This is a genomic window from Kitasatospora sp. NPDC097691, assembly GCF_040302665.1.
GTDB lineage: Bacteria > Actinomycetota > Actinomycetes > Streptomycetales > Streptomycetaceae > Kitasatospora.
This window is the reverse complement of the sequence record NZ_JBEORY010000003.1, coordinates 83,465-109,289: the sequence shown is the minus strand read 5'-3', so window position 1 is coordinate 109,289 and position 25,825 is coordinate 83,465. Positions and strand designations below refer to the sequence as shown.

The 25,825-nt window shown below is 73.8% G+C and carries 24 protein-coding genes; 12 read left to right on the top strand and 12 right to left on the bottom strand.

What is annotated here, in order from left to right; all coding sequences use genetic code 11:
• Positions 1-155 precede the first annotated feature (155 nt).
• A complete protein-coding gene (locus ABTY56_RS03225; RefSeq protein WP_350626262.1) occupies positions 156-893 on the bottom strand; it encodes a response regulator in 738 nt (245 codons plus the stop codon).
• 101 nt (positions 894-994) lie between these two features.
• Complete coding sequence (locus ABTY56_RS03220; protein ID WP_350625978.1) at positions 995-1,846, bottom strand: sensor histidine kinase; 852 nt, start codon at positions 1,844-1,846, stop codon at positions 995-997.
• A gap of 118 nt (positions 1,847-1,964) precedes the next feature.
• Between ABTY56_RS03220 and ABTY56_RS03215 the strand changes: the two genes are divergently transcribed.
• The 4 genes from ABTY56_RS03215 to hemC all read left to right on the top strand — a co-directional run bounded on the left by ABTY56_RS03215 (position 1,965) and on the right by hemC (position 7,458).
• Positions 1,965-2,690 carry an ABC transporter ATP-binding protein gene (locus ABTY56_RS03215; RefSeq protein ID WP_350625976.1) on the top strand — a complete coding sequence of 242 codons (726 nt, stop codon included), beginning with the start codon at positions 1,965-1,967 and terminating at the stop codon, positions 2,688-2,690.
• The gene (locus ABTY56_RS03210) at positions 2,687-4,999 is read left to right on the top strand and encodes an FtsX-like permease family protein (protein WP_350625974.1); all 2,313 of its coding nucleotides are present in this window, start codon (positions 2,687-2,689) and stop codon (positions 4,997-4,999) included. The genes ABTY56_RS03215 and ABTY56_RS03210 overlap by 4 nt, the downstream gene beginning before the upstream one ends.
• 155 nt (positions 5,000-5,154) lie before the next feature.
• The gene (locus ABTY56_RS03205; RefSeq protein WP_350625972.1) at positions 5,155-6,480 is read left to right on the top strand and encodes a hypothetical protein; all 1,326 of its coding nucleotides are present in this window, start codon (positions 5,155-5,157) and stop codon (positions 6,478-6,480) included.
• Between the two features lie 42 nt (positions 6,481-6,522).
• A complete protein-coding gene (hemC, locus tag ABTY56_RS03200; RefSeq protein WP_350625970.1) occupies positions 6,523-7,458 on the top strand; it encodes a hydroxymethylbilane synthase in 936 nt (311 codons plus the stop codon).
• Positions 7,459-7,512: 54 nt separating this feature from the next.
• Here hemC and ABTY56_RS03195 read toward each other — a convergent pair whose 3' ends face one another.
• Together ABTY56_RS03195 and ABTY56_RS03190 are read right to left on the bottom strand one after the other, a co-directional pair.
• Complete coding sequence (locus ABTY56_RS03195) at positions 7,513-8,364, bottom strand: LLM class flavin-dependent oxidoreductase (protein WP_350625968.1); 852 nt, start codon at positions 8,362-8,364, stop codon at positions 7,513-7,515.
• Positions 8,365-8,755: 391 nt separating this feature from the next.
• Positions 8,756-9,982 carry an IS30 family transposase gene (locus ABTY56_RS03190; RefSeq protein ID WP_350625966.1) on the bottom strand — a complete coding sequence of 409 codons (1,227 nt, stop codon included), beginning with the start codon at positions 9,980-9,982 and terminating at the stop codon, positions 8,756-8,758.
• 81 nt (positions 9,983-10,063) lie between these two features.
• On the opposite strand from ABTY56_RS03190, the gene ABTY56_RS03185 reads away from it, so the two are divergent.
• Positions 10,064-10,600 (top strand): hypothetical protein, encoded by a 537-nt coding sequence (locus tag ABTY56_RS03185; protein WP_350625964.1) that lies wholly within the window; start codon positions 10,064-10,066, stop codon positions 10,598-10,600.
• Positions 10,601-10,606: 6 nt separating this feature from the next.
• Here ABTY56_RS03185 and ABTY56_RS03180 read toward each other — a convergent pair whose 3' ends face one another.
• Positions 10,607-11,269 (bottom strand): winged helix-turn-helix domain-containing protein, encoded by a 663-nt coding sequence (locus ABTY56_RS03180; RefSeq protein WP_350625962.1) that lies wholly within the window; start codon positions 11,267-11,269, stop codon positions 10,607-10,609.
• 71 nt (positions 11,270-11,340) lie between these two features.
• Here ABTY56_RS03180 and def point away from each other — a divergent pair, with 71 nt between their 5' ends.
• The 3 genes from def to ABTY56_RS03165 all read left to right on the top strand — a co-directional run bounded on the left by def (position 11,341) and on the right by ABTY56_RS03165 (position 13,254).
• Complete coding sequence (gene def, locus ABTY56_RS03175; protein WP_350625960.1) at positions 11,341-11,988, top strand: peptide deformylase; 648 nt, start codon at positions 11,341-11,343, stop codon at positions 11,986-11,988.
• Positions 11,989-12,277: 289 nt separating this feature from the next.
• Entirely contained in the window at positions 12,278-12,622 is a 345-nt protein-coding gene (locus ABTY56_RS03170; protein ID WP_350625958.1) for a hypothetical protein, read from the top strand.
• Positions 12,623-12,696: 74 nt separating this feature from the next.
• A complete protein-coding gene (locus tag ABTY56_RS03165; protein ID WP_350625956.1) occupies positions 12,697-13,254 on the top strand; it encodes a hypothetical protein in 558 nt (185 codons plus the stop codon).
• A gap of 710 nt (positions 13,255-13,964) precedes the next feature.
• Here ABTY56_RS03165 and ABTY56_RS03160 read toward each other — a convergent pair.
• Positions 13,965-14,639 carry a TetR/AcrR family transcriptional regulator gene (locus ABTY56_RS03160; RefSeq protein ID WP_350625954.1) on the bottom strand — a complete coding sequence of 225 codons (675 nt, stop codon included), beginning with the start codon at positions 14,637-14,639 and terminating at the stop codon, positions 13,965-13,967.
• A gap of 113 nt (positions 14,640-14,752) precedes the next feature.
• Here ABTY56_RS03160 and ABTY56_RS03155 point away from each other — a divergent pair, with 113 nt between their 5' ends.
• The gene (locus ABTY56_RS03155) at positions 14,753-15,496 is read left to right on the top strand and encodes an SDR family oxidoreductase (protein ID WP_350625952.1); all 744 of its coding nucleotides are present in this window, start codon (positions 14,753-14,755) and stop codon (positions 15,494-15,496) included.
• Between the two features lie 100 nt (positions 15,497-15,596).
• A complete protein-coding gene (locus ABTY56_RS03150) occupies positions 15,597-16,049 on the top strand; it encodes a hypothetical protein (protein ID WP_350625950.1) in 453 nt (150 codons plus the stop codon).
• 34 nt (positions 16,050-16,083) lie between these two features.
• Here ABTY56_RS03150 and ABTY56_RS03145 read toward each other — a convergent pair whose 3' ends face one another.
• From ABTY56_RS03145 to ABTY56_RS03135, 3 genes are all read right to left on the bottom strand, one after another.
• A complete protein-coding gene (locus ABTY56_RS03145; RefSeq protein WP_350625948.1) occupies positions 16,084-17,595 on the bottom strand; it encodes an SDR family oxidoreductase in 1,512 nt (503 codons plus the stop codon).
• A 247-nt stretch (positions 17,596-17,842) separates the two neighbouring features.
• Positions 17,843-19,378 carry a carbohydrate binding domain-containing protein gene (locus tag ABTY56_RS03140; protein ID WP_350625946.1) on the bottom strand — a complete coding sequence of 512 codons (1,536 nt, stop codon included), beginning with the start codon at positions 19,376-19,378 and terminating at the stop codon, positions 17,843-17,845.
• Positions 19,379-19,615: 237 nt separating this feature from the next.
• Positions 19,616-20,212 (bottom strand): choice-of-anchor C family protein, encoded by a 597-nt coding sequence (locus ABTY56_RS03135; RefSeq protein WP_350625944.1) that lies wholly within the window; start codon positions 20,210-20,212, stop codon positions 19,616-19,618.
• A 295-nt stretch (positions 20,213-20,507) separates the two neighbouring features.
• Between ABTY56_RS03135 and ABTY56_RS03130 the strand changes: the two genes are divergently transcribed.
• Positions 20,508-21,152, top strand: a complete 645-nt coding sequence (locus ABTY56_RS03130; RefSeq protein WP_350625942.1) for a GDSL-type esterase/lipase family protein — start codon at positions 20,508-20,510, stop codon at positions 21,150-21,152.
• Positions 21,153-21,283: 131 nt separating this feature from the next.
• Positions 21,284-22,237: an aldo/keto reductase gene (locus ABTY56_RS03125; protein WP_350625940.1), complete on the top strand. Its 954-nt coding sequence runs from the start codon at positions 21,284-21,286 to the stop codon at positions 22,235-22,237.
• A 90-nt stretch (positions 22,238-22,327) separates the two neighbouring features.
• Here the strand turns inward: ABTY56_RS03125 and ABTY56_RS03120 are convergent, their stop codons facing one another.
• From ABTY56_RS03120 to ABTY56_RS03110, 3 genes are all read right to left on the bottom strand, one after another.
• Entirely contained in the window at positions 22,328-23,098 is a 771-nt protein-coding gene (locus tag ABTY56_RS03120) for a GNAT family N-acetyltransferase (RefSeq protein ID WP_350625939.1), read from the bottom strand.
• 152 nt (positions 23,099-23,250) lie between these two features.
• Positions 23,251-23,943 (bottom strand): nitroreductase family protein, encoded by a 693-nt coding sequence (locus tag ABTY56_RS03115; RefSeq protein ID WP_350625937.1) that lies wholly within the window; start codon positions 23,941-23,943, stop codon positions 23,251-23,253.
• A 149-nt stretch (positions 23,944-24,092) separates the two neighbouring features.
• Positions 24,093-25,730 carry an ABC-F family ATP-binding cassette domain-containing protein gene (locus ABTY56_RS03110; protein ID WP_350625935.1) on the bottom strand — a complete coding sequence of 546 codons (1,638 nt, stop codon included), beginning with the start codon at positions 25,728-25,730 and terminating at the stop codon, positions 24,093-24,095.
• Positions 25,731-25,825 lie beyond the last annotated feature (95 nt).

Here is a 25,825-nt window from a genome sequence, read left to right as displayed (position 1 = left end):
GTGATGCCGCCCGAGGTGGTTCTTCCGTTCGGGCGCGGACATGCAGATGTTGCCCCATGGATTGGCAAAAAAGGCGATTCGACAGGGAGTTAGCTCTAATGAGTGAGATGCATGATTGTCATGCGAACTGCCTGATGCAGGAAGCCTGTTGGGGATCAGCCCTTGCCCGGCGCGACCAGGCCGGTCTCGTAGGCGAGGACCACCGCCTGCGCCCGGTCGCGCAGGTTCAACTTGGCGAAGATCCGGGCCACGTGCGTCTTCACCGTCGACTCGCTGAGGGTGAGCTCGCGCGCCAACTCGGTGTTGGAGAGCCCACGTCCGAGCAGGGCGAGCACCTCCGCCTCGCGCGGGGTGAGTGGGGTGAGGTCGCGGTGCAGCGGCGGGCCCTCGGCGCCGGGGGCCGGGCGTGGGGCGTCGGCCGCGAAGCGCTCGACCAGGCGCCGGGTGATCGAGGGCGCGAGCAGGGCGTCCCCGGTGTCCACCAGCCGCACGGCGGCGGCGAGGTGGGCGGAGGTGACGTCCTTGAGCAGGAAGCCGCTGGCCCCGGCGGACAGGGCGGCGTAGACGTAGTGGTCGAGGTCGAAGGTGGTCAGCATGATCACCCGGCAGCCCGGCACCCGGGCGAGGATCCGGCGGGCGGCCTCCAGACCGTCCATGCCGGGCATCCGGATGTCGAGCAGGGCGACGTCCGGCCGGTGCAGGACGGCGGCGGCCACCGCCGCCTCGCCGTCGCCGGCCTCGGCCACCACGTCGATGCCGCGCGCGGTCAGGATCATCCGGAAGCCGGTGCGGACCAGCTCCTGGTCGTCGGCGATCACCACCCGCGGGCGGCGCTCCGCCGCCGGGTCCCGCACCTCTGCCGCGGTGCCCTCGTTCACGGTGCCCTCGTCCATGGTGCCCTTCTCTGCAGTGGTCTCGTCCACGGCTCTCTGCGTCACGGCCCTCTGCGTCACGGCCCTCTGCGTCACGGCGCGGGCTCCGTCACGGCTCCCCGTCACGGTCGGTCCAGCGGGATGCGGGCGCGGACCCGGTAGCCGCCGCCGAGCCGGCGCCGGGCGTCCAGGTCCCCGCCGTACACGGCGGCGCGCTCGCGCAGGCCCAGCAGCCCGCGCCCGGTGCCGTCGGCCGGGCGCGTCGCCGGGGCGGGGCCGTCGGCGAGCACGCTGGGCCCGCTGTTGAGCACCTCGACCCGCAGGTAGTGGTCCGCGTAACGCACCGTCACCTCCGCCGTCACCCCGTCCCCGTGCTTGAGCGCGTTGGTCAGCGCCTCCTGGACGATCCGGTACGCCGTCACGTCGATGCCGGCCGGCAGCGGCCGGGGCTCGCCGGAGATCCGCACCTCGACCGGCAGCCCGGCGAAGGCGAAGCGGTCGATCAGCGGGCTCAGTCGGCTCAGGCTCGGCTGCGGCGCGAAGTCGCCCCCGTCCGGGTCCTCGCTGCCGTCCGCGGCGGGTGCCAGCAGGCCGAGCAGGTGCCGCAGTTCGGTCATCGCGTCCCGCCCGGCGGCCTCGACCGCGCCCATCGCCGCCGCCGCCTCCTCGGGCATGGTGGCCAGCACCTCGCGCGCCGCCCCGGCCTGCACCACCATCAGGCTCACGTTGTGGCTGACGATGTCGTGCAACTCGGCGGCGATCCGGGCCCGTTCGGCGTCCACGGCGGTACGGGCGGCGCTCTCGCGCTCCCGCTCCAGCAGCCAGCCGCGCTCGCCGATCGCCGATCGGTACAGCCGCCGCGCCCGCGCGAGCGCCACCGCCAGCCGTGCGGCGCCCGCGCACGCCACCACCGCCACCGCGACGGACACCCACTCCGCTTCCGATCCCCACACGGCGTCAGCTTCCCAGGTCACGACATGATCCACATCATCCGGGGGTGCCGCGCCCGTACATCCCCGGTACTACGGCGGCCCGCGGTTACACCCCGGGTGGGACGTACCGGCCGGGCGCCCGCGCCTACCGTCGTCCACCATGAGCAACGACCACGACGGGACCTCCCGGCCGGACGACGCGCAGGTCGTCGTCGAGCTGTCCGGGGTGCACAAGGAGTTCGGCGACGCCAAGGCGCTCGACGGCGTCGACCTGCGGATCCGGGCGGGCGAGGCGGTCGCCGTGATGGGCCCCTCGGGATGCGGCAAGTCCACCCTGCTGAACATGGTGGCCGGGCTGGACCGGCCCACCGCCGGCACCGTCCGGGTGCAGGGGCAGGACCTCGGCGGGCTGAACGAGACCGGCCTGGCGCTGTTCCGCCGCCGGCACGTCGGGATGATCTTCCAGTTCTTCAACCTGATCGACGACCTCCCGGCCCTCGACAACGTCGCCCTGGCCGCCCAGCTGACCGGCACCACCGCCCGCCAGGCCCGCCGCCGCGCACTGGAACTGCTGGACGAACTCGGCGTCGCACACCGCAAGGACGTCTACCCGGCCGCGCTCAGCGGCGGCGAGCGCCAGCGGGTCGCGGTGGCCCGGGCGCTGATGAACCGCCCGGCCCTGCTGCTCGCGGACGAGCCGACCGGCGCGCTGGACAGCCGCTCCGGCGAGCAGGTGATGGACCTGCTGATCGACCTCAACCAGATCGGGCAGACCCTGCTGATCGTCACCCACGACCCCAACCTGGCCACCCGGTGCGCCAGTCGGCTGGTCGAGATGGCGGACGGCAGGGTGGCGCGCGAGCGGATGCTGGAGGCCCGGTCATGAACGGCGGAGCCGTGTGGCGGGCCTCCCGGGCGGCGGTGAAGCGCCGCCGGGTGCAGACCATCGTGATCGGCCTGGTGGTCTTCTGCTCCACCACGACCGTGCTGCTCGCCCTCGCGGTGATCAGCGCCGCCCGGGCCCCCTTCGACGACGCCTTCGGCGCCCAGCGCGGAGCGCACGTCGTGGCGGCCTTCGACGCGGGCAGGGCCTCCGCGGAGCAGCTCGCCGCCACCGCCCACCGGCCGGGCGTCGAAGCCGCCGCCGGGCCGTTCGACCAGGCCGTGGTCGAGATCCCCACCGACTGGGTCGGCAACCCGCCGGGCCCGCTGAACCTGGTCGGCCGGGCCGATCCCGGCGGCCCGGTGGACCGGGTGGAGCTCCTGTCCGGCCGCTGGGCCGCCGCACCGGGCGAGGTGGTGCTCGACTCGCCGTTCGGCGGAGCCGCGCCGAGCCAGCTCGGCAAACCGATCACCACCAGCACCGGACTGAAGCTCACCGTCGTCGGCTTCGCCAACAGCATGAGCCGGTCCGCCGGCGGCTGGGTCACCCCCGGGCAGGCCGCCGACCTGCAACCCACCGGACGGCAGATGCTCTACCGCTTCGCCGACGCCGACACCGCGCAGCAGGTCACCGCCTCCCTCGGCACCGCCACCGAGGGCCTGCCCGCCGACGCGCTCACCAGCGCACAGTCCTACCTGGTGCTCAAGCAGGCCTTCTCCGCGGGCGCCGACGCCTACCTGCCGCTGATGACGGTCTTCGGCGTGCTCGGCCTGGTGGTCGCCGTGCTCATCGTCGGCAACGTGGTGAGCGGCGCGGTGGTCTCCGGCTACCGGCACATCGGCGTGCTGAAGTCGATCGGCTTCACCCCGCGCCAGGTGGTCACCGTCTACCTGACCATGGTCTCGGTACCCGCGGCCGTCGGCACCGTCCTCGGTACGGCGGCCGGCTGGGCGGCGGCGCACCCGATCCTCCGCACCGCCTTCAGCGGCATCATGACCGGCGTCGCCGTGATCGAACCGGCCGGCTGGCTGCCCGCCGCCACCCTGGCCGGCGTCCCGCTGCTGGTCGCCCTCGCCGCGCTCGCCCCGGCCTCCAGGGCGCACCGGCTCTCCGCCGCCCAGGCCATCTCGGCCGGCAGCGCGCCGCGCACCGGACGCGGGCTGAAGGTCCAGCGGTGGCTCAGCGGCACCCGGCTGCCGCGCGCCGTCAGCCTCGGCCTCGGCCAGCCCTTCGCCCGCCCCGCCCGGACCGCGCTGACCATGGCGGCGATCGTGCTCGGCGTCGTCACCGTGACCGTGACCACCGGCGTGAGCAGCACCCTGGCCCGCACCATGGCCCCCACCGACGGCAGCACCCACATCAACGTCAAGACCGCCCACTTCGGGGGCAACCGGACCGCGCCGCGGCTCACCCCGGCCCAGACCGAGGCGATGCTGCGCGCCACCCCCGGTGCGGCGGCCGTCGTGACCCGGGGGCTGGTCCAGGTGGGCCTGGTCGGCTACGGCCGGCCCGTCTTCGGTGACTTCTACGGCGGCGACGACATCGGCTCCAGCAGGTGGCTCCGAGTGGTCGACGGCCACCCGCCGACCGGCCCGAACGAGGTCGCGGCCGGGCCGGCCTTCCTCGACCAGCGCGGGCTCAAGGTCGGCGACCGGCTCACCCTCGACCTGGAGGGCCGGCACCTGACCGTCACCATCGTCGGGAAGGACATCGAGGGCAACGCGAACGCCATCACCTCCAACGACGCGACCCGGGCCGCGCTCACCGACGACCCGCACCACGTCGAGTACGACGTACGGCTCGCCGCGGGCGCCGACACCGCGGCGTACCGGAAGGCCGTGACGGACGCCGACCCGAGCCTGACGCCCTCCGTCGTCGAGTCGCACATGGACGCGGGAACCGTCGCGATCAAGAGCTTCACCACGACCTTCACCGTCCTGCTGTCGGTGGTCGCCGCGCTCGGTGTCTTCAACACCCTGCTGCTCACCATCCGGGAACGCCGCCGCGACCTCGGCATGCTGAAGTCGATCGGGATGACGCCCCGGCAGGTCGTCACGATGACGATCACCTCGGTGGCCTGGCAGGGCGCGCTCAGCGGTGTCATCGGCATCCCGGTCGGGATCCTGGCGCACCGGCTGATCGTCGAGAACGTCCGGATCATCGCCTTCACGGAGGATTCGATCGACGTCTGGGGCGCTCCGCTGCTGGTCGGCCTCGCCCTCGCGGGCGTCGTGATCGCCGTCCTCGGGGCACTCGTCCCGGCGCGTTCGGCGGCCCGGCTGTCGATCGCGGAGGTGCTGCACAACGAGTGAGCCTCGGCGAGACCGGGACCGGGGCGGAGACGGGACGGGCGGCGGGCGGACTCCGGCTGTCCGCCCGTGCCCGTCCGTCGTCTCTGCCGGAACCGCCGGGCTGTCCGCTCGCGTCCCAACTCCCGCTGAGGACAAGGTGATCGGGGGAGGACGTCGTGTCACTGTTCAGGGCGCCGGGCCTGGGCCGCCGGGCGGCGGTCACGCTCGGCGGGATCGTCCTGCTCCGGCTCGGGCAGAACCTGCCGCTGCCGGGCGTCGACCCGACCGTGCTCGGGCGGGTCGCGGACGGGTCACCGCCCGGCGACCAGGTACACGGACTGGTCGACCTGATCACCGGCGGCGGGCTGTACCGACTGGCGCTGCTCCCGTTCGGGGTGCTGCCGTTCCTCCTGGCCCGTCTGCTCGTCCCCGCCCTCGCCCGGCTGCACCCCCGGCTCGGCGCACTGCGCGCCGTGCGCCCCGGGCTGGTCCTGCTGCAGCGCCGCACCGCCCTCGTACTCGGCCTGCTCGGCGGGCTCGCCCTCGCGCTGGTCGCATCGAGCGGACACCTGCTCCCCGGCGCGGCGGCCGGGGACGGCGTGCTGCGGCTGCACGGCGCGCCCGCCGTCGCCGTCCTGACCGCCGGGGCCGCGGCGGGCACGGCGGCGCTGGTGCCGCTCATCCGGTGGATGGACCGGCACGGGCTCGGCGACGCGGTCGCCGTGCTGCTGTTCGCCCAGGTCGTGGCCGTGCTGCCCGGTCAGCTGTGGGCCGTCCGGGAACGGGCCGGGTCCGGCTCGTACGCGTCGGCGACGGCGGCCGTGCTGATGGGCCTGGCCGTGACGATCGCCCTGGTGATCGCCGGGCGCAAGGGAGAGCGGCGGGTCGAGGTCTTCTACTCGCCGCTCGGGCGCCGGACCGGGGGTGAACGCCGCTACCTGCCGCTGGTGCTCAGCCACCGGGGATTCGTGCCGGCGGTGGCCGCCGCGCTGCTGCTCGCTCCGCTGCGGCTGCCGTGGTTCCCGTACCTGGTCCTGCTGTTCCTGCTCGCCGCGGCCGTGGCCTGGCTGGCCGTGCTGGACGGCCGGTCCGTGCTGACCGACGCCGACAAGCTGCTGCGCACCCGCGCGTACATCCCCGGCGTCGAGCCCGGCAGGGCGACCCTCGACCACCTCGCCGCCGTGCGCCGCCGGCTCGCCGTCGCCGAACTGCTCGGCACCGGCCTGGTCGCCGTCCTGCCGACGCTCGTGCTGTCGGCCGTGGGCGCGCTGGGCGCGCTGGGCGCGCTGGGCGCGCTGGGCGCGCTGGGCGGGGTCGGCGGGTTGGGCGCGTTCGGTGGGTTCGGCGGGTCCGGTGGTGCCGGGGGGTACGCGGGGGGTGGCTACGCCTTCGCCGGGGCGAGCGTGTTGGTGGTGGCCGGGGCGTCGATCGACGCGGTGGGGCCGCTGATGCAGGACGTGCAGCGGAGGCGGATGAGGCGGCACTACCCGCCATATGCCTGACGTGCCGTCAATGACGGGTGTTCGAAGGCCTATCATCGCGCCATGTCCACCGCTGAGCTGATCCGCATCGTCTCCCGCTCCTCGCCCATGGCGCTCGCCCAGGTCGAGCGGGTCCGCGCCGAACTCGCCGTCCTGCACCCGGGCCTGCGCACCGAGGTGGTGCCGGTCACCACCTCGGGCGACCGCTGGACCGGCGACCTCGCCCACCTGGGCGGCAAGGGCGCGTTCACCAAGGAGGTCGACGCCGCGCTGCTCGCCAGGGAGGCCGACGTCGCCGTGCACTGCCTCAAGGACGTGCCCGCCGACCGCCCGCTGCCCGCCGGCACCGTCTTCGCCGCCTACCTGCGCCGGGACGACATCCGCGACGCCCTCGTCCACCCCGGCGGCCTGACCCTCGCCGAACTCCCGCCCGGCACCCGGATCGGCACCTCCTCCGTCCGCCGCACCGCCCAACTCGCCGCCTCCCACCCGCACCTGGAGTGCGTGCCGATCCGCGGCAACGCCAACAGCCGGCTCGCCAAGGTCGACGCCGGCACGGTGGACGCCCTGCTGCTCGCCGTCTCCGGCCTGGAACGGATCGGCGAACAGGCGCGGATCACCGAGATCCTCGGGGTCGAGGCGATGTGCCCGCCGATCGGCGCCGGGATCCTCGTCCTGCAGTGCCGCGAGGACGACACCGCGACCATCGACGCCGTCACCACGCTCGGCCACCACGACACCTGGCGGGAGGCGGCGGCCGAGCGGATGTTCCTGCACGTGCTGCAGGGCCACTGCAACAGCCCGATCGCCGGCTACGCCAAGGCCGAGCCGGACGGCCGCCTCTCGCTGCGCGGCCGGGTCTTCACCCCGGACGGCAAGCAGGTGCTGGACGCCCACGAGTGGGCGGGCGCCCTCAGCCCGGAGGACCTGGGGACCTCGGTCGCCCTGGCGCTCAAGCGGCAGGGGGCGCAGGAGCTGATCTCCTCGATCCCGCACTGACCGGCCCGGTCGATCCCGCGCTGACCGTTCCGGCGGCGTGATCGGGAGGAACGGTCAGAGCAGCGTGTCGGCGAGCCGGTCCACCTGGTCCGGATCCGAGGACCAGCAGTACAGCATGAGCTCGTCCGCGCCGACGCCCGCGAAGCCGTCCACGGCGGATCGGACCGCCTGCTCGGTGGTGAGCAGGCGGTCCGCCACGTGGGCGGCTCGGCCGGTGAAGTCGTAGTACGAGCGGATGTTGTGCCGGGCCTGCTCGATGGTGGGGCCGGGGCCGAGGGCCACGTTCGCCTGGGCGACCAGCCGGGGCCTACCGGACCGTCCGTGCCGCCGCCAGGCCGCCTCGACCTCCCGGAACAGTCCGCCCATCGCCTCCGGCGGCAGCGCCGCGCCGAGGAAGCCGTCCCCGAAGCGGGCGACCCGCTCCAGCGCCGCCGGGGCGAAGCCGCCGAACAGCACCTCGGGGCCGCCGGGCGTCGCGGGCGCGGGGCCGATCGGGCCGACCTCGTCGTCGTAGCGGCCGCCCGCCCAGAGCCGGCGCAGGACGGGCAACTGCTCGTCGAGCCGGCGGCCCCGGCGGCGCAGGTCGATGCCGGCGGCGCGGCAGTCGTCCGCCCGGCCGCCGATGCCGATGCCGAGGGTGAACCGGCCACCGGAGAGCCGGTCCAAGGTCGCGGTCTGCTTCGCCAGCAGTGCGGTGTTGTGGTGCGGCGCGATCAACACCTCGGTCTGGAGGCGGATCCGGGTGGTCGCGCCGGCCAGGGCGGCCAGGGTGACCAGGGGCTCAGGGTTGTCGAACACCAGCCGGTCGAGCAGGCCGAGGGCGCTGAACCGGGCCGCGTCGGCGCGCCGGGCCCAGGTGAGCAGCAGGGCGGGGTCGTCGACGGGAAGGCCGAGGCCGATCTTCATGGGGAACCGTCTTCTCGGAGGGGCAGGCCGCGTGCGCGGGCATGCCGGATACCGGTGCCGCCCCTCCATGGGCCCGCGCTGCGTCCGTGCTGCTGTCGCACGTCGTCCGAGCGGCGGGCCGTGCTCCCGTTCTGCGGCTGCTTCGTCCCAGGGAGCGTGATCGTCAGAGTGCCTCGACGGTAGTGCGGGGGGCGGGCCCGGAGCAAGCCCTTTCCGGCGGGGCGCCGGAGGGGTGCCGGAGGGACGGCGGTGGAGCGGCGGAGGGGCGGCGGCGGAGGGTCGGAAGGGCGTCGGCGGAGTGCTCCTCTGCGGGGGTCGACTGCCGGGAAAGGGATTCCCCGCCCGGGCGAGGGCGGTTTCTAGGGGTCGTTGCAACACGTGGTCGGTTTGATCAGGCCGCGATGAGTTTATGCAGGCGCTCGGCTGGGGTTTCCCAGCCGAGCGTTTTGCGTGGGCGGCCGTTGAGCTCGGCGGCGACCGCGACCAGGTGCTCCGGGCCGTGGACGGACAGGTCGGTGCCCTTCGGGAAGTACTGCCGCAGCAGGCCGTTCGTGTTCTCGTTCGAGCCGCGCTGCCAGGGACTGGCCGGGTCGCAGAAGTAGACCGGGACGCCGGTGGCGACGGTGAACGCGCCGTGGGCGGCCATCTCGGAGCCCTGGTCCCAGGTCAGCGACCGCACCAGGTGTCCGGGCAGGGTCCGCACGGTCTCCACGAGGGCGTCGCGCACGTGCTCGGCGGTGCGGCCGTTCGGCAGGTGCAGGAGCATCACGTAGCGGGTGGCGCGCTCGACGAGGGTGCCGATCGCGGACGCGCCGTCCTTGCCGATGATCAGGTCGCCTTCCCAGTGGCCGGGCACGGCCCGGTCCTCGGCCTCGGCGGGGCGTTCGCTGATCATGACCATGGGGTGGGCGAACCTGGGCCGGCGTGCGGCCGCCTGGCGGTGTGGGACGCGGCGGGCGCGTCCGGTGCGCAGGGCGGTGGCCAGTTCGCGGCGCAACTCGCCCCGGCCCTGGATGTAGAGGGCCTGGTAGACGGTCTCGTGGGCCACGTGCATCTCCGGCCGTTCGGGAAAGGTGTCCCGTAGAGCCTGGCAGATCTGTTCCGGGCTCCACTTCTTGTCCAGGTGGTGCTGGATGAAGTCCCGCAGTTCCCGGTTCTGGGCGATCTTGCCGAGCTTGGGGCGAGGCCGGCGCTCGTCGGCGCGGGCCTGTGCGGCATGGGGCCGGTAACTGCCGCTGCCCGGATGCCGGTTGCGCCGGATCTCCCGGCTGACCGTGGAGGGGCTGCGGCCCAGCTCGGCCGCGATCGCCCGGACGGTGGCCTTCTCCCGCAGCCGGTCGGCGATGTGGAGGCGCTCGTCCTCGCGCAGGTACCGGGACGGCCCGGGCGGCGAGGAATCGGCCGCCCGCGCCGATTGCGCGGGCGGCCGCGGCCTCTTCACACGGCCCTCGGGCCGGCCGTGGCGCCACTCACGGCCGGTCCGCTCGTGGACGCCCACGAGCCGGGACGCCTCTGTGTTGCTGTAGCCCTGCTGCACGAGCCGGAAGTATTCCTCCCGCTCGCCACGCAGCTTCCTGGGCCCCTGCGGCTTCCGGTCCCTGCGGATCTCGAAGTCCATCGCACCCCTTGAGCTGGGGTGTTGCAACGACCATTAAAACCCAAGGAGAACCGGCCGGGGGTTCGCGGCGTCCGTTGAGGAGTGATCAGTGCGGTGCTCGGCGGGATGCCGATGTTCTGGCCCGGGCTGCTGCTCTCGCTGGCGCCCGCGGCTCTGTTGAACCGGCCGGTGGGACGGTTGCTGCGGGCCCACTGGGCGGTGGGCTTCGTCCTGCTGCTCGGGCTCGGTGGGGTGATCGTGGCGACGCTGCTGCCGGAGGCGTTCCGGCTCTCCGAGGACGCCGTGCGGCACTGCACGGTCGAGGGCGGGCGGCCGCGGTCGCCGTACGAGCTGCTGCACGTCCGGTACATCGAGCTCAAGCTGGCGACCTACGCCCCGGTCGGCTTCGCCGCCGCGCTGGCGGGGACCAGGCGGCGGGCGGTGGTGGCTTTGCTCGCCGCGGCGGCGCTGCCGTTCGCGGTGTCGGCGTTGCACTACGCGCTGCCGGTGATCGGACGATCCTGCGATGTGCAGGACGTCTGGGACGGAGTGCAGGGGATCGTACTGGGCGCGGCGGTGGGGCTCCTGGTCGGTCCGCTGGTACGGGCGGTGGCCCGGCAGTCCTGGCGCCGGGCCTGAGCGTGGTCACCGTTCCTCGGGAAGCCCCCGGGGACGGGGACGGGGACGTGGGCGGGTGCGGGGGCGCGGGTCGGGGAGCGTGCCGGGAAGCGCGTCGAGGAGCGGGAACAGGCGGGTGACGGCGGCGACCGGGCGGGCCTCGGCGGGGCGGGTGGCCGGGTCGGCCTCGCGGCCCCGGTAGCGGGCGAGCACCTGACGGACGGCCTCGCCGACGGCCGCGAGCTCGTCGGGGGTCAGGTAGACGACGGCGCTGAAGGCTTCGTCGTGCTGCCAGCCGGCGGGGGCTTCGGCGCGGTGGGCGAGCCACCGCTGGTAGCTCTCGTCCTCCAGGCCGCGGGCCAGCGCGCCGAAGTCGTCACCGAACCCGCTGCGGGGCTCGCTGCCGGGCTCGGTGGCGAACTCGCTGCCGGGCTCCTGCGGGCTCCGGGGCGTTTGCGCTCGGGGCAGGCGCCAGGGCCGGGCGCGGCCGTCGACGGGCGGCGCCTCCTCGATCAGGCCGTGCCGGCCGAGCCGGCGCAGGTGGAAGGAGCAGAGGCCGGAGCTGAGGCCGAGTCGGGCGGCGGCCTCGGTGGAGGTGATGGTGCCGTGCTCGGTGAGCAGGTCCAGCAGGGCGGTGCGGACGGCGTGCTCGGGCAGGGCTCCGGTGGCGGCGAGATCTTCTTCGGTCACTTTGCAAAGCCTGCTACTTTGCAAAGCAAGTGACAAGTTGTCATGCTTGGACTGCGTCGAGGAGCACACCCATGTCCGACCTGCGCGAACGTCCCCCCGTCCGGCGGATCACCGAGATCGGGGAGTCGATCCTGCACGGCCCCTGCCGCCCGGCCGGCGAACAGGACTACGGAAGCGAGGAGTTGGCGCAACTGATCGACTCCATGTTCCTGACCATGTACGTCGCCGTCGGCTGCGGGCTCGCCGCCAACCAGGTCGACGTGGACCTGCGCCTCTTCGTCTACGACTGCCCCGACGACGACGGCGTCCGGCACACCGGCCACCTGCTCAACCCGGTCGTCGAGCCGCAGGCCGCCGGCCGTCGGCTGATCGAGGACGCCGAGGGCTGCCTCTCCGTCCCCGGCGCGGGCACCCCCGCGCTCGCCCGCCCCGCCCACGCGGTGGTGCGCGGCTTCGACCGGCACGGCAACCCGCGCACCGTCGAGGCCACCGGCTACTTCGCCCGCTGCCTGCAGCACGAGACCGACCACCTCGACGGGCGGCTGTACGTGGACCGGCTCTCGCGGCGCGACCGCAAGGACGTGCTGCGGCAGACGGCGGACCACCGGGAGGAGGTGTTCGCAGAGCGCGCAGCGGCCGGCGAGCGACTGAACTGGGCCGGGACGGTGGAGGAGTGCGACGCGTCGTGCCGCTGCCGGCGGCTGGAAGTCCAGGCGTGAGCGAGCCCGGCGTCTCGGGCTTCCCCGACTTTTCCGACCGCCTCGCTGCGATCCGGGCCTCCTAGGACACGTCGCCGCCGACCATGCCCGTGCCGAGACCGTCGTCCCGCCTGCGACCGGGATGGACTCCCGGTCGCAGGCGGAGCCGGCCGCCTTCGTGGGGCTGGTGCGAGGGACGGGGTGCGGGCGCGGGTGCGGGTTCCTGCGCGGGTTCCTGCGCGGGTTCGGGTTCGGGATTCGTGTGCGCCTGTGGGCCCGGTCGCCGACCCTTTACTGCGGACCGGGCGTCGTGCTCGCCCGACGCGACTACCCCGAACTCCGCTTCCTGCAGGGCGCGATGACCGACCTCGACCTCCCGGACGGCACCCTCGGCGGCGAGCCCGATGGCCACCTCCTCCTCGGCGGCCATGTCGGCGACGAGCACCAGCGCCGTGCCTCGGCCCACGGCCACCCGGTGTCGTCCTCCTCCCGCCTCGTCCCGGCCGACCGCCTGGCCGACCGCCCGGCCGACCGCCTGGTTGAGCTGTCGGCCGAGCTGTCGGCCGAGGCCGGCTTCACCGTCACCACACGGCTGGAACAGCTGCGCCCGGACCACCCGGGTCGCGGGTACGTCAGCCTGTCGGCGCACAGGTAGGTGGCTCCGCCGGGGGAGCGGGTTGCGTCGGGCGGACGAGGCGGGGCACCGGTGCTGTCGGCGACGGTGGACGCATGCTGAAGAACATTCCGGTGGGCGACACCGAACGCCCTGTCCCCCGTTGGGCCCTGCGTCTGGCCAGGGCGCTCCCGTTCGTGCTGCTTCCGCACTGCCTGTGGCGGCTGCCGTTCGCGGTGGACTTCCGGATGGGGTCGATCGAGCCGAACGCCCCGGCCTTCACCTGGTGGGCCACGCCGTACGTGATCGGCCTGAGCGCGCTCACCGAGGCGCTGGCGTTGCTCACGCTGGGGCTGGTCAGTGGATGGGGTGAGGTCTTCCCGTCCTGGGTGCCGTTCCTCTCGGGCCGCCGGGTGCCGCGGCTCGCCGCCGTCGCCCCGGCGGTCCTCGGCGGGCTGACCCTCGTCGCCCTCTTCGACCCCATGCCCCTCGCCTGGCTCGGCGTCCTCGGCTTCGAGGAGGTGCCGTACGCCAACGGCTGGTGGCAGGCCCTGGCCCGGATCTGCACCTCGCCCACCATGCTCTGGGGCCCCATCGTCCTGGCCCTCGCCTGCGCCTACTACCACCGCCGCCGCCCCACCCCCGAACCCCGCATCTCCGGGCTGAATATGTAGACCGACCGTCATATTCGTGCCACCCGTCCACAAGAGGCGCCTGCACAGGAAGTCGGCCCGGCCGACTTCTCGCGCAGGCGCCTTTGCAAGCGAGAGCAGTATGTAGACCGGTCGACATATTCTTCCGTCCCGCCTGCCGTGGAGCGTTGCGCAGGAAGTCGACCAGGCCGACTTTCTGTGCGCGTGCAGCGCTGGACCGGGCGAATATGTAGGCCGACCGTCATATTCTGAGCGGGCATGTCGCGGGACGCGCGTGAGAAGTCGACTGGTTCGACTTCCTGTGCGCGTGTACTGCTTGGCCGGGGTGAATATGTAGACCGACCGTCATATTTTGCCCCGGCGCGCCGCAGGTGCCTCACAGGAAGTCGGGCGGGCCGACTTTCGGTGCGCGTGGCACCCTCGCGGACATGTTTATGTAGACCGGTCGTCATATTCCCGTCGGCGCGACGCCCTGCGGCGAGGGTCTGGCGCAGAAAGTCGGGCCGGCCGACTTCTCGTGCGGTTGCGGTTGCGGTTGCGGTTGCGGTTGCGGTTGCTGCTGCGGGCGAGATGTTTATGTAGACCGGTCTTCATATTCGCGTCCGGCTGATCCCGTGGCGTCGGCGTGGTCCCCTCGCTCGGTGCGTGCTGCGGGGTGCGGTGCTGCACGGGCAGTCGGGCGGGCCGACTTCCCGTGCAGCTCGGGGGTGGGGACGGGCCGGCGGTGGGGGTCAGTCGGCGGCGTTTCCGGTGAGTAGGGAGTCGGCGAGGCGTTCGGCCGTGTTCGGGTCCAGTGGGCCGTGCCCGAGGAGGAAGCGGTACCAGAACACCCCGTAGACCTGGTCCACGATCAGCTCCAGGTCGGCGTCCCCGGCGAGTTCGCCGCGTTCGCGCCCGCGGGAGAGGAGTTCGCGCAGGGCGGTGCGGCGGGTGGCGGTGAAGGTCTGCATGAGTTCGGCGAGGTGCGGGTCGCGGGCGGCTTCGCGGGCGAGGGTGCGCAGGGCGGAGGCGGTGGTGCTGCGCTGGGCGGCGTCGAATGTGGTGGCGACGAAGGTGCGCAGGTCGGTGCGCAGGGTGCCGGTGTCGGGGCCGCGGACGTCCTGGTCGGCGCGGTCGGTGAGGGCGTCGAGCAGGACGGCGCCCTTGGAGGGCCACCACCGGTAGACGGTCTGCTTGCCGACGCCGGCTGTGCGGGCGATGGCGTCGATGGTGACGGGGGTGCCGTCCGAGTCGGCGAGCAGGTGGAGGGCGGCGTCGAGGATCGCCCGGTGGGCGGCCTCGTTGCGGCGGCGTCCGGTGTGCGGGCGGGTGGGCGCGGTCTGCTCGGGCGTCTGGTCCGTACGTTCCGGCTGCTGTGTCCGCACTGCCGGTGCGGCCTGTTCCGACCGGGGTTCGGTCTCGCTCATGGTCTCCCTCTCGTCTGCCCCGTTTCCTTGCCCCCCGCTTGACAAGACTAGCAGTCTCGACAAATATCAATGCCGGAACCGACAGTCTCGACAAGTCGAAAGGCCCCACCGCCATGAGCACTGCGTCAAACCTCTTCGCCGGACAGCGCGTCGTCGTGATGGGCGGCAGCTCGGGCATCGGCGAGGCAGCCGCGACCGTCTTCGCGGCGGACGGCGCCGAGGTCGTGGTCACCGGCCGTGACCGCGAGCGGCTCGACGCCGCCGTCGCCCGGATCGGCGGCAAGACCACCGGCCGCCGACTGGACGCGACCGACCCCGCCGCACTCGCCGCGTTCTTCGCCGACGAGGGCACCGTGGACCACCTGGTCGTCGCGGTCAGCGGCGCGGCCGGCAGCGGCCCGTTCGCCCAGCTCGACCTGGCCGACCTCGCCACCGGCTTCGATGCCAAGTTCTGGCCGCAGGTCCGCGTCCTGCAGGCCGCACTGCCGCACCTGCGCGCGGACGGCTCGGTCACCCTGATCACCGCCGCCTCCGCCCGCGCCGCCATCCCCGGCACCGCCGGACTGGCGGCCATCAACGGCGCGCTGGAGGCGATGGTCCCGCCGCTGGCCGTCGAGCTCGCCCCGCTGCGGGTCAACGCCGTGTCGCCCGGCGTCATCGACACCCCGTGGTGGGACCGCGTCCCGGTCGAGCAGCGCACCGCGCTCTTCGAGGGCCTGGCCGCGACCACCCCGGTCGGCCGGGTCGGCCGCGCCGAGGACGTCGCCCGGGCGATCCACATGCTGGCGGCCAACACCTTCGTGACGGGCGTGGTGTTCGACTGCACCGGCGGCGCCAACCTGCCCACCGGGCGCTGAGTGCACCGAGGGCGCCGACGGCACTGAGAATGCCGTACGGCCCGGCCGGGGAGTGCTCCCCGGCCGGGCCGTTGTCGCAGGTCACCCGTACGGTTCGACCGTGAACGTTCCCGAGCTGATCCCGATCCGGCACGAGCCGGAAGGGCGCACCCGTACCATCGGCCGCTGGCAGGGCGGGGAGTTCTTCGCCTCCGTCACGGGTCCGGTCGACCGGCCGGAGTGGTACGCGGTGCTGCACCGCTTCGACTCTGCGGGTCGGCACCTCGACTCGCGCATCCGGGCCACGGGCACGGGCCCCGAGGCCCGGGAGCTGTTGGACGAGTGGCTCGACGCCCTGCCCGGCCGGGCGTACGGGAACATCGCTGTCGCACCCTTCGAAGTCCGGGTCGACGGCGTGCTGTTCGGCCTCGTCATCGAGGAGGACGACGAGGCCGACGAGTACGACGGGGACGGGGACGAGGACGAGGACGAGGGGGCCTACCGCCTCACCGCCGAGCTCCACCCCGACGGCCTGGGTTTCCACGCGCCCTGGTGCGGCTGCTACGACACCTGAGCAACCGCGCGGGCCGGCCGGGAGGCCCGGCCCGTCACCACTCCGCGACCCGGTAGTCCTTGAGGAAGACCCCCGACACCGGGTGCCCCGCCTCGCCCCGCACGATCGGGTCGTAGACGCGGGCCGCGCCGTCCACGATGTCGAGCGGCGTGCGGAAGCCCCGTTCGGCCAGGTGGGCCTTCTTGGGAGCCGGGTTCTCGTCGGTGATCCAGCCGGTGTCGATGGCGCACATGTGCACGCCCTGGGGGGCGAGTTCGGCGGCGCTGGTGCGGGTGAGCATGTTGAGCGCGGCCTTCGCCATGTTGGTGTGCGGGTGCCGGGCGGTCTTGTTGCGGACGGCGAACCGGCCCTCCACCGCCGTGACGTTGACGATGTAGCGGGCGGGGTGCGGGGAGGCCAGCAGCAGGGGCAGCAGTCGGTCGCAGAGCAGTGCCGGGGCGAGGGCGTTGACCAGCTGGGTCTCCAGGACCTCCGCCGGGTCGAGTGATCCGAGGGTGGCGGACCAGGAGTTGGCGGGGGCGAGGTCGGGCAACAGCCCGGCCTCATCGGCGCGGTTGACCAACTCGCCCAGCTCGCCCAGTCCGCCCGGCTCGCCCGCCTGGCCCAGCTCACCCGGTCGGCCGAGTCCGCCCAGTTCCCCCAGGCCGCCGAGTCCGATCAACAATCCGGCACCGGACGACAGTTGGGCGTATCCGGCGGCAGGCCGGAATCCGGGGGCGTGGCTGACCGCCCGGCGGTCGGCGGCGGGCAGGGCGTCCTGCTCGCCGGCGGCCAGCAGGGCGTACGACTCGGGAGGGCGGCGCAGCGTCTGGGCGGCGTTGTTGACCAGGATGTCGAGCGGGCGCCCGTCCGAACGCAACTGCTCGGTCAGTCCGATGACTTGGCGCGGGTCGCGGAGGTCGATGCCGACCACGGTGAGGCGCTCCCACCAGTGCTCGCTGCCCTCGGCGGCGCGGAAGCGTCGGACGGTGTCCTGTGGGAAGCGGCTGGTGACGATCAGCTCGGCGCCGTCGCGCAGCATCATCAGGGCGAGCTGGAAGCCGATCTTCACCCGACCGCCGGTGAGCAGGGCGCGGCGGCCGTGCAGGTCGGTGCGCAGGGCCCGTCGTGCGGTGTTGTCGGCCGAGCAGTCCGGGCAGAGCATGTGGTAGAAGCCGTCGACCTGGCGGTAGGCCTGTTTGCAGACGTAGCACTTGCGTGGGGTCCGCAGCTCGCCGACGGGCCCGCTCCCGGGCGTGAGCGGTGTGAGCGGCGCGTCCTCACGGCGGCGCCGGCTGCCGGTCGCGGTGGTGGCGAGCAGGGCGGCGTCGGCCTGTCGGACGGCCTCCCGGGCCTCCTGACGGCGGCGCTTGCGGCTCTCCATGACGAAGGAGCTGATCTGCCGTTCGGCGTGCAGCCGGGTGTGGTCGTGGGCGGGGAGTGCCCGCAGGCGGCCGAGGGTGCGGCTGAACGCGGCCAGTTCCTCGCTGGTGAGGCCGGCCGCGCAGGCGGCGTCGCTGGTCGGATGGATCGTGCCGAGCTGGTTGTGGTCGTCCCGGACCGTCATGTCCGCCCCCTCGTGCCGTACAGGTGGGAGGGACAGTAGCCGACGGTCCGGGACGATGAGATGCCAATTTCCTCGGGCCGACCCTGGCCGACCCTGGCCGACCCTGGCCGACCCTGGCCGGGCCTGGCCGACCCTGGCCGGGCCTCGGCCGCCGTCGGACCGCAGCCGCCGTCGGGCCTCAGCTGCAGTCGCGGTCAGGGGCGCGACCCGGCCGCCGATCCGCTGCCGGCCGCCGAACGACCCGCTGTCAGCCGGTGTACTGGGCGAAGAGCTTCGCGAACTCGTACGGCTGCTGCGGGATGTTGGTGCACTTGGAGAGCGAGCCGCCGGTGCAGGCGTTGGCGTCCCGGGTGGCGTCCCAGAAGGCGAGCAGGCCGAGGTGGTTCTGCTTGGCGAAGGTCACCAGCTGCTGGGCGTCCGCCTGGTTGTAGATCTGGTGGTCGTCGTTCTCGCCGATCATCGGGGTGACACCGACCATGGCCCACAGCTGGGCGTCGGTCTTCGCCGGGTAGAGCGCCTTGAGCTGGCCGAACAGCGACTGGGCGGCCTGGACGGCGGCGTTGCCGTAGTCCGTCCCGCTCCGGTAGTAGTCCATCGCCATGATGTTGACCAGGTCGGTGTTCACCCCGGCGTCGCGGGCCGACTTGACGATGGCGACGCCCTCGGTGGTCAGGCCCTCGGGCAGCACGGGCAGGGTGAAGGAGACCTTGAGGCCGGGGTGGGCCTGCTGCAGCTTGGCGAGCGCGGCGGAGCGGCGGTCGTTGGCGGCGGTGTCGGCGATCGCGGCGCCCTCGATGTCGAAGTCGACGTAGCGCAGGTTGTAGGCCTTCACCACGGCGTCGTACTCGGCGAAGAGCGAGTCCACCGAGGCGCAGGCGGCGGCGAGTTCGGTGCCGCCGGCGCCGCCGAAGGAGACCTTGACGTCGCCGCCCGCCGCGCGCAGGGCGTCGACCTGGTCCTTGGCCCAACCGGTGCGCGGGTCGTAGGCGTTGAACCAGCTGGCCTTGCAGCCGACGCCGGTGACGAAGCCCATCGTGTAGCCCTTGAGGTTGCCGGCCTTGGCGAGGTCGGGCATGGACGGGGTGGGCCAGGCGCCCATGTCGATGTACGGGGCGACCGGTAGTGCGACGTTCGGCGGCGGGGTGCTCGGGCCGCCGGTCGGGGTGCCGGTGGGGGTGCCCGTGGGTGTGCCGGTCGGGGTCGGCGTGCCCGAAGTCGGTGGCGGGGTGCTGGGGTTGCCGCCGCCCGGGCCGGTCAGCGTGACGTCGTCGGCGAGGTAGCCGCCCTGCCCGTACCAGCCGTGCAGGTACACGGTGACGCTGGTGGTGGCCGGGCCGGTGGTGAAACCGGTGGACAGCTGCTGCCAGTCGGTGCCGCCCGGGGTCCAGGTGGCCGGGTCGGTGACGCCGCTGCCGGTGGCTCCGAGGTAGACGTACTGGCCCTGCACCCAGGCGCTGAGGCTGTACCGGGTGTTGGGCTGGACGCTGACGGTCTGGCCGCACTGCGCGGTGTCGCTCGCGCTCGCGGCCCCCTTCAGCGCGTACGTCCCGCTGTGCGCACCGGAGTTGACGACGCTCCCGGTGCCGGCGGAACAGCTCCAGGGGCTGAGCGCGCCGCTCTCCAGGCCGCTGTTGGCGAGCAGGTTGCCGTCGGCGGCGCCGGCGTTCCCGGCGAGGACGGCCAGGCCGCCGGCGGCCAGTGCGGTGGCGGCGACGAGGCTCAGCAGGGTGGTCCGGCCGGCGGGGCGGCGGTGCGTGGGGGCGTGCTGGGGCGCGCTGGGCATGGGGGTGCCTCTCGGGACGTGGTGGCCGCCCGCGCCGCGAGGGGGGAGACACGGGCGGGCGGCAGCCTGGGGTGGTCCGGCGTGGGGGAGCGCGGTGCTGAGCATCAAACTGGACTAGACCAGCTGTGCACGTCAAGCACTTCCCGGCGCCGGACGCCTCACCGAGGGCAGGTTTTAGGGAGGGTTAAGGCGGCACCCCGGGGTGGCCGGGCCGGTGGCGCTCCGGGCTCCGGCCGGTCAGCCGCAGCACGGCTTGCACTCCTTCACCTGCACGTCGTCGAGCACCGGCCCGTACGCCCCCGCCACGGTGCTGGTGAAGGTCAGGGTGGTGGAGGAGTTCTGTGCGACGAAGCTGAACTGCCGCCCCACGTAGCCCATTGCGGCCATGGTCTTGCCGGTGGAGTCGAAGGAGAAGTCCTGGAACTCCTGGCCGTCGATCAGCGCCCGGCCGGTCTTCACGGCCGGCCCGCCCGCGGGGTTGGCGGCCAGTGCGTACGTCACCGAGTAGGTGGTGCCGGGGGTGGTGGTGAAGGTCTGGGCGATGGTGCCGCTGGTGCCGCCGTTGAGGTCGACGGACTGGTCGCCCTCGGCGGCCTGCCAGAAGCCGGCGCCGATCAGGTCGATGTTCCCGGCGGTGATCCGCCACGGGCCGATGGTCTGGCCGGCGGCCAGGGTCGTGAAGGAGTTCGCCGGGGCCTTGGGCGACTCGAAGCTGCCGTCGTCGAAGCGGCTGAGTGCGCGGTGCCCGCCGGCGGCTTGGGCCGGGACGGCGAGCGCGGTGGCGGCGGCCGCGAGCAGGGCGACGGTGGTGACGCGGGTGCGCGAGAGCTGCATGGGTTTCTCCCCGGTCGGATGTGAACGGACGAGCCTGACGGTGAACCGACGAGCCGATGATCGGCTGTGCACAGAGCGTCGACCGTCCCGGTGAGTCCTGCCAAGACCGGACGGGCGGCGCCCGGTGGTGCGGGAGATCCGTGGGCGGGCTCCTGCGCGCCGGTTTGACGGAGCATCACTCGTGATGGCCCGGCGGAAGGTCCGGGGGCGAAGCTCACGGTGTCGACGGCCGGTTCGCCCGGCCCGGTGGTGAAACCGGAAGCGTGCGCCCCGCTCGCACCCCTACGGTGGGCTGATGACCATACGAACAGACTTCGACGGCCCCCGGATCTGCTTCCTCGGCGACTCCTTCGTCCAGGGCCTCGGCGACCCGGAGTTCCGCGGCTGGGTCGGCCGGGTGCTGCAGGCTGCCGCACCGGGCGCCACCGCGTTCAACCTCGGGGTCCGGCGGGACACTTCGGCGCAGGTGCGGCGCCGCTGGCAGGCCGAGGTCGAGGCGCGGGCCGTTCCCGGGGCGGACAACCGGCTGGTGCTCTCGGTCGGCGCCAACGACGCGACGGAGGAGAACGGCGCGCCGCGCGTGCCGCCCCTCAAGACCCTCCACAACCTCGCCGTTCTGCTCGACGGCGCCCGCGAACTCGGCCTCGGCGCGCTGGTGGTCGGCCCGCCGCCGGTGGTCTGCGACGGAGCGGCGCACCTCGACCGGCTGCGGCGCCTCGTCCCGCAACTGGCCGCGACCTGCGCCGCGTTCGAGGTCCCGTTCGTCGACGTCACCGAGGCGCTGGCGGCCGATCCGGTGTGGGTGTCCGAGGCCGGGGCGGCGGACGGCGCTCACCCCGGCGCGGGCGGGTACGGCCGGTTGGCGGAGCTGGTCCTGGCGGGCGGGTTCCGTGAGTGGATCGGAACGGGCTTGACCTCGAGTGGATCGGAACGGGCTTGACCTTGAGTGCACTCCAAGGTGAAAGCTGAGGGCGTTGATCACCGCACCACCGCGCTGACCAGCACGCGAACCACGCGAGCCGGCACACGAAGGAAGTGAGCCGGCACACGAACCACGATGGGAGCACCGTCATGCGCAACGCCACCTTCGGTACCAACGGCCCGGAGATCGGCGTCATCGGTCTCGGCTGCATGGGCATGACCTGGGCCTACGACGTGCAGAACCGGGACGACGAGAACTCCGTGCGGGTGATCCGGCAGGCGCTGGACCTCGGCGTCGGCCTGATCGACACCGCCGACATGTACGGCCCGTACACCAACGAGGAGGTCGTCGGCGCGGCGCTGGCCGGCCCGTACCGGGAGCGCGCCTTCCTGGCCACCAAGGTGGGCATCGTCCCGGGTGGCGAGGGCCAGATGGAGCGCAACGGCCGGCCCGAGCACGTGCGCCGCTCGATCGACGAGAGCCTGCGCCGCCTGGGCACCGACCACGTCGACCTCTACCAGCTGCACCGGGTCGACCCGGAGGTCCCGATCGAGGAGACCTGGGGCGCGTTCGCCGAGCTCGTCGCGGCGGGCAAGGCCCGGCACATCGGCCTCTCCGAGGTGACCGTCGAGGAGATCAAGCGGGCCCAGTCGGTGCACCCGGTGGCCTCCGTGCAGAACGAACTGTCCCTGTGGACCCGGGACGCGCTGGCCGAGGTCCTGCCGTACACCGAGGAGCAGGGCATCGCCCTCCTGCCGTTCTCCCCGCTCGGCCGCGGCTTCCTCACCGGCAGCATCTCCTCCTTCGACGAGCTGCCCGCCGACGACTTCCGCCGCCGGCTGCCGCGCTTCCAGCAGGACGCGCTCAAGGCGAACCTGGCGCTGGTCGCGAAGGTCCGGGAGGTCGCCGAGCGGATCGGCGCCACGCCCGCGCAGGTGGCGCTGGCCTGGGTGCTGGCGCAGGGCCGGTACGTCTTCCCGATCCCGGGCACCAGGACGCCGCGCTACCTGGTGGACAACGTGGGTGCGGCCGGGGTCGTGCTCTCGCCGGCCGACCTCGCCGAGCTGGACGGGCTGCCGGCGCCGACCGGCGGCCGCTACTGATCTGGCGGTACTGATCGGCCGCTACTGGCCCGTCGGTACCGGCCGGTCGGTGCGGCGGCCGGGTCCGGGTGCTGTCGGCCGACCCGGGCGCTACCGGCCGGTGTCCCGGTCGGCCCGGGGCCGTTCCGTGACCCACACCAGCTGCCGACCGGTCTCGCCCGGCGCCCGGACGGCGGCCGTGGCGACCCGATCCAGCCGGTAGCCGAGCTTGCGCGGGACGGCCGCGCTGGCGGCGTTCGCCCGGTCGCAGCGGATCTCCACCCGGGTGATCCCGGGCAGGGCGAGCGCGGCCTCGGTCAGCGCGGCGGTGGCGGTGGTGGCGATGCCGCGGCCGACGTGCCCGGCGGCGACCCAGTACCCGAGTTCCAGCGCGCCCGGGCCGATCCGCGCGTGCAGGCCGAAGGCGCCGATCACCTCGCCGGGTTCGGCGTCCAGGCCGGCCAGGTACATGAAGTCGGTGCCGGCGTCCCAGGCGGCGGAGCCGGCCCGGGTGAGCTCGGCGGTCCGCGCCCGGGTCGGGGCCTCGGCCGCCCACTCCAGCCAGGGACGCAGGTGGTCCAGGTTGGCGCGGACGGCCCGGTTCAGCGCCACCGCGTGGGTGCTGCGGCGTCGGCGCAGCCAGAGGCCGCCGGGCAGCCGCAGCAGCTCGGGCGGCCGCCCGGTGGTCACCTGCGCCGCGGTGGTCACCTCTGCCGCGGTCGGCACCTGCTCGGCCGCGTGCGCCTGCTCGGCCGCCGGCCCCCCGCCGGCCGCCAGTCCCCGTCCGGCCGCCTGCCCCCGTCCGGTGGTCCGGGCCCGTCCGGTGGTCGGTGCCTGCCCGGCCGGGGCCGGGCCACAGGACCGTGGCTGTGCTTGGCTCATGGCGGCGATTATGTCCTTGGCCCGGACCTGTCACCATTCGACCCCCGCCCGGCCCCCCTGGCGGCGGGCGCGCAGGGTCGCGGATCCCGGTGTCGGGCCGCGCCCCCGGCGTGCCGCCGCGCCTCCGGCGCCCGGTCGCCGCCCCCGGCGCGTCAGAGCCGGACCATCACCTCGTCGAGCTCCTTACGCCGCAGGTCCGGCACGTGCGCCCCCTCGGCCGGGTAGCCGACCGGGATCACGTACGCCGCCCGCTCCTCGGCCGGACGGTCGCACACCTCGTTGAGGAACCTCATCGGGCTCGGCGTGTGGGTCAGCGTGGCCAGCCCGGCCTGGTGCAGCGAGGCCAGCAGCAGCCCGACCGCGATGCCCACCGACTCCTTGGTGTAGTACGGACGCGGCGAGTCGGGCCCCTTGTGCACCTCGAACACCACGATCACGGCCGGCGCGTCCTCCAGGAACGGCTTGCGCCAGTCGGTGCCGATCGGTGCCAGCGCGGCCAGCCACTCCGCCGACGCCCGGCGGGCGTAGAACTCGCGCTCCTCGGCCTCGGCCGCCTCGCGCAGCCGCCGCTTGCGTTCCGGGTCGGTGATCACCACGAACCGCCAGGGCTGGACGTGTGCGCCGCTGGGCGCAGTGCTCGCGGTCCGGACGGCCCACTCCAGGACGCCGTCCGGGATCGGGCGGGTGGCGTAGTCGCGGACGGTGCGGCGCCGGGCCATCACCTCGTGGAAGGACCTGCTGCGGGCCTCGGCCTCGTGGGCCGGGACCGTCATGGGGGTGAGGGGGACGGTCGGGTGGGGCGTCCCCGCCGCGGCGCGCTCCGCGCGCTCTGCACTGTCAACCATGGCCGACAGCACAGCACATGACGACCCCTCCGGGAAGAGGTAGAGACCAATCCCGAGAGGGGTCGCCAGGTCGCCGCCGGTCGGGCGGCTACCGCTCGTGCACCGCCGGGGCGGGCGGCCGCAGCTCCTGCAACGTCCGGAGCCGGCGGTTACAGCTCGTGCACCCGCCCGTCGCGGACCTCGATCCGCCGGTTCACCGCGACGGTGTCCAGCATCCGCCGGTCGTGCGTCACCAGCAGCAGGGTGCCGGTGTACGAGCCGAGCGCGGACTCCAACTGCTCGATCGCGGCCAGGTCCAGGTGGTTGGTGGGCTCGTCCAGCACCAGCAGGTTGACCCCGCGGGCCTGCAGCAGCGCCAGCGCGGCCCGGGTGCGCTCGCCGGGGGAGAGGGACTCGGCCGCGCGCAGCACGTGCACGGCCTTGAGGCCGAACTTGGCCAGCAGGGTGCGCACGTCCTCCGGCGCGAGCTCCGGTACGGCGGCGGAGAAGGCCTCCACCAGCGGCTCCCCGCCGAGGAACAGTCCGCGGGCCTGGTCCACCTCGCCGACCACCACGCCGGAGCCCAACGAGGCGCTGCCGCCGTCGAGTTCGAGCCGGCCGAGCAGGGCGGCCAGCAGCGTGGACTTGCCCGCGCCGTTGGTGCCCGTGATGGCGACCCGGTCGGCCCAGTCGATCTGCAGGTCCACCGGGCCGAAGGCGAAGTCGCCGCGCCGCACCGTGGCCCCGTTCAGGGTGGCGACCACCGAGCCGGAGCGCGGCGCGGTGGCGATCTCCATCCGCAGCTCCCACTCCTTGCGGGGCTCCTCGACCACGTCCAGCCGCTCGATCATCCGCTGCGTCTGGCGGGCCTTGGAGGCCTGCTTCTCGGTGGACTCGGCGCGCATCGCGCGCCCCATCTTGTCGTTGTCGGAGGACTTGCGGCGGGCGTTGCGCACGCCGTGCTCCATCCAGCCGCGCTGCATCCGGGCGCGGGCCTCCAGGCCGGCCTTGGTGTCGGCGTACTCCTCGTACTCCTCGCGGGCGTGCCGCCGGGCCACCGCCCGCTCCTCCAGGTACGCCTCGTAGCCGCCGCCGTACAGGTTGACCTGCTGCTGGTGCAGGTCCAGCTCCAGCACCTTGGTCACGGTGCGGGCCAGGAACTCGCGGTCGTGGCTGATCACCACGGTGCCGGCGCGCAGGCCCTTGACGAAGGCCTCCAGCCGCTCCAGGCCGTCCAGGTCGAGGTCGTTGGTGGGCTCGTCGAGCAGGAAGACGTCGTAGCGGGAGAGCAGCAGCGAGGCGAGGCCGGCCCGGGCGGCCTGGCCGCCGGAGAGCGCGGTCATCGGCAGGTCGAGCGAGACCTTCAGCCCGAGCGAGTCGGCGACCTCCTCGGCCCGCTCCTCCAGGTCGGCGCCGCCGAGGTCCAGCCAGCGGTCCAGGCTCGTCGCGTACGCGTCGTCGGCGCCCGCGCGGCCCTCGACCAGGCCCTCGGTGGCCTCGTCCAGGGCGGCCTGGGCGGCCGCCACGCCGGTGCGGCGGGCCAGGAACTCGCGCACCGACTCGCCCTCGCGCCGCTCCGGCTCCTGCGGGAGGTGGCCGACGTTGGCACTGGCCGGGCTCAGCCGCAGCGAGCCGCCCTCGGGGGCGTCCAGGCCCGCCAGCAGCCGGAGCAGGGTCGACTTGCCGGCGCCGTTCACGCCGACCAGGCCGATCACGTCGCCGGGGGCGACGACCAGGTCGAGGCCGGAGAAGAGGGTGCGTTCGCCGTGACCGGCGCTGAGGTCCTTGACTACGAGTGTCGCGCTCATGATGGGGCCGATTGTAGGAGGAGCGGGGCCCACACGGGAAAAGCCCGGGGGCCGCGGCTGTGGCAGCCGCGGCCCCCGGGACCGGTGGGGGATCA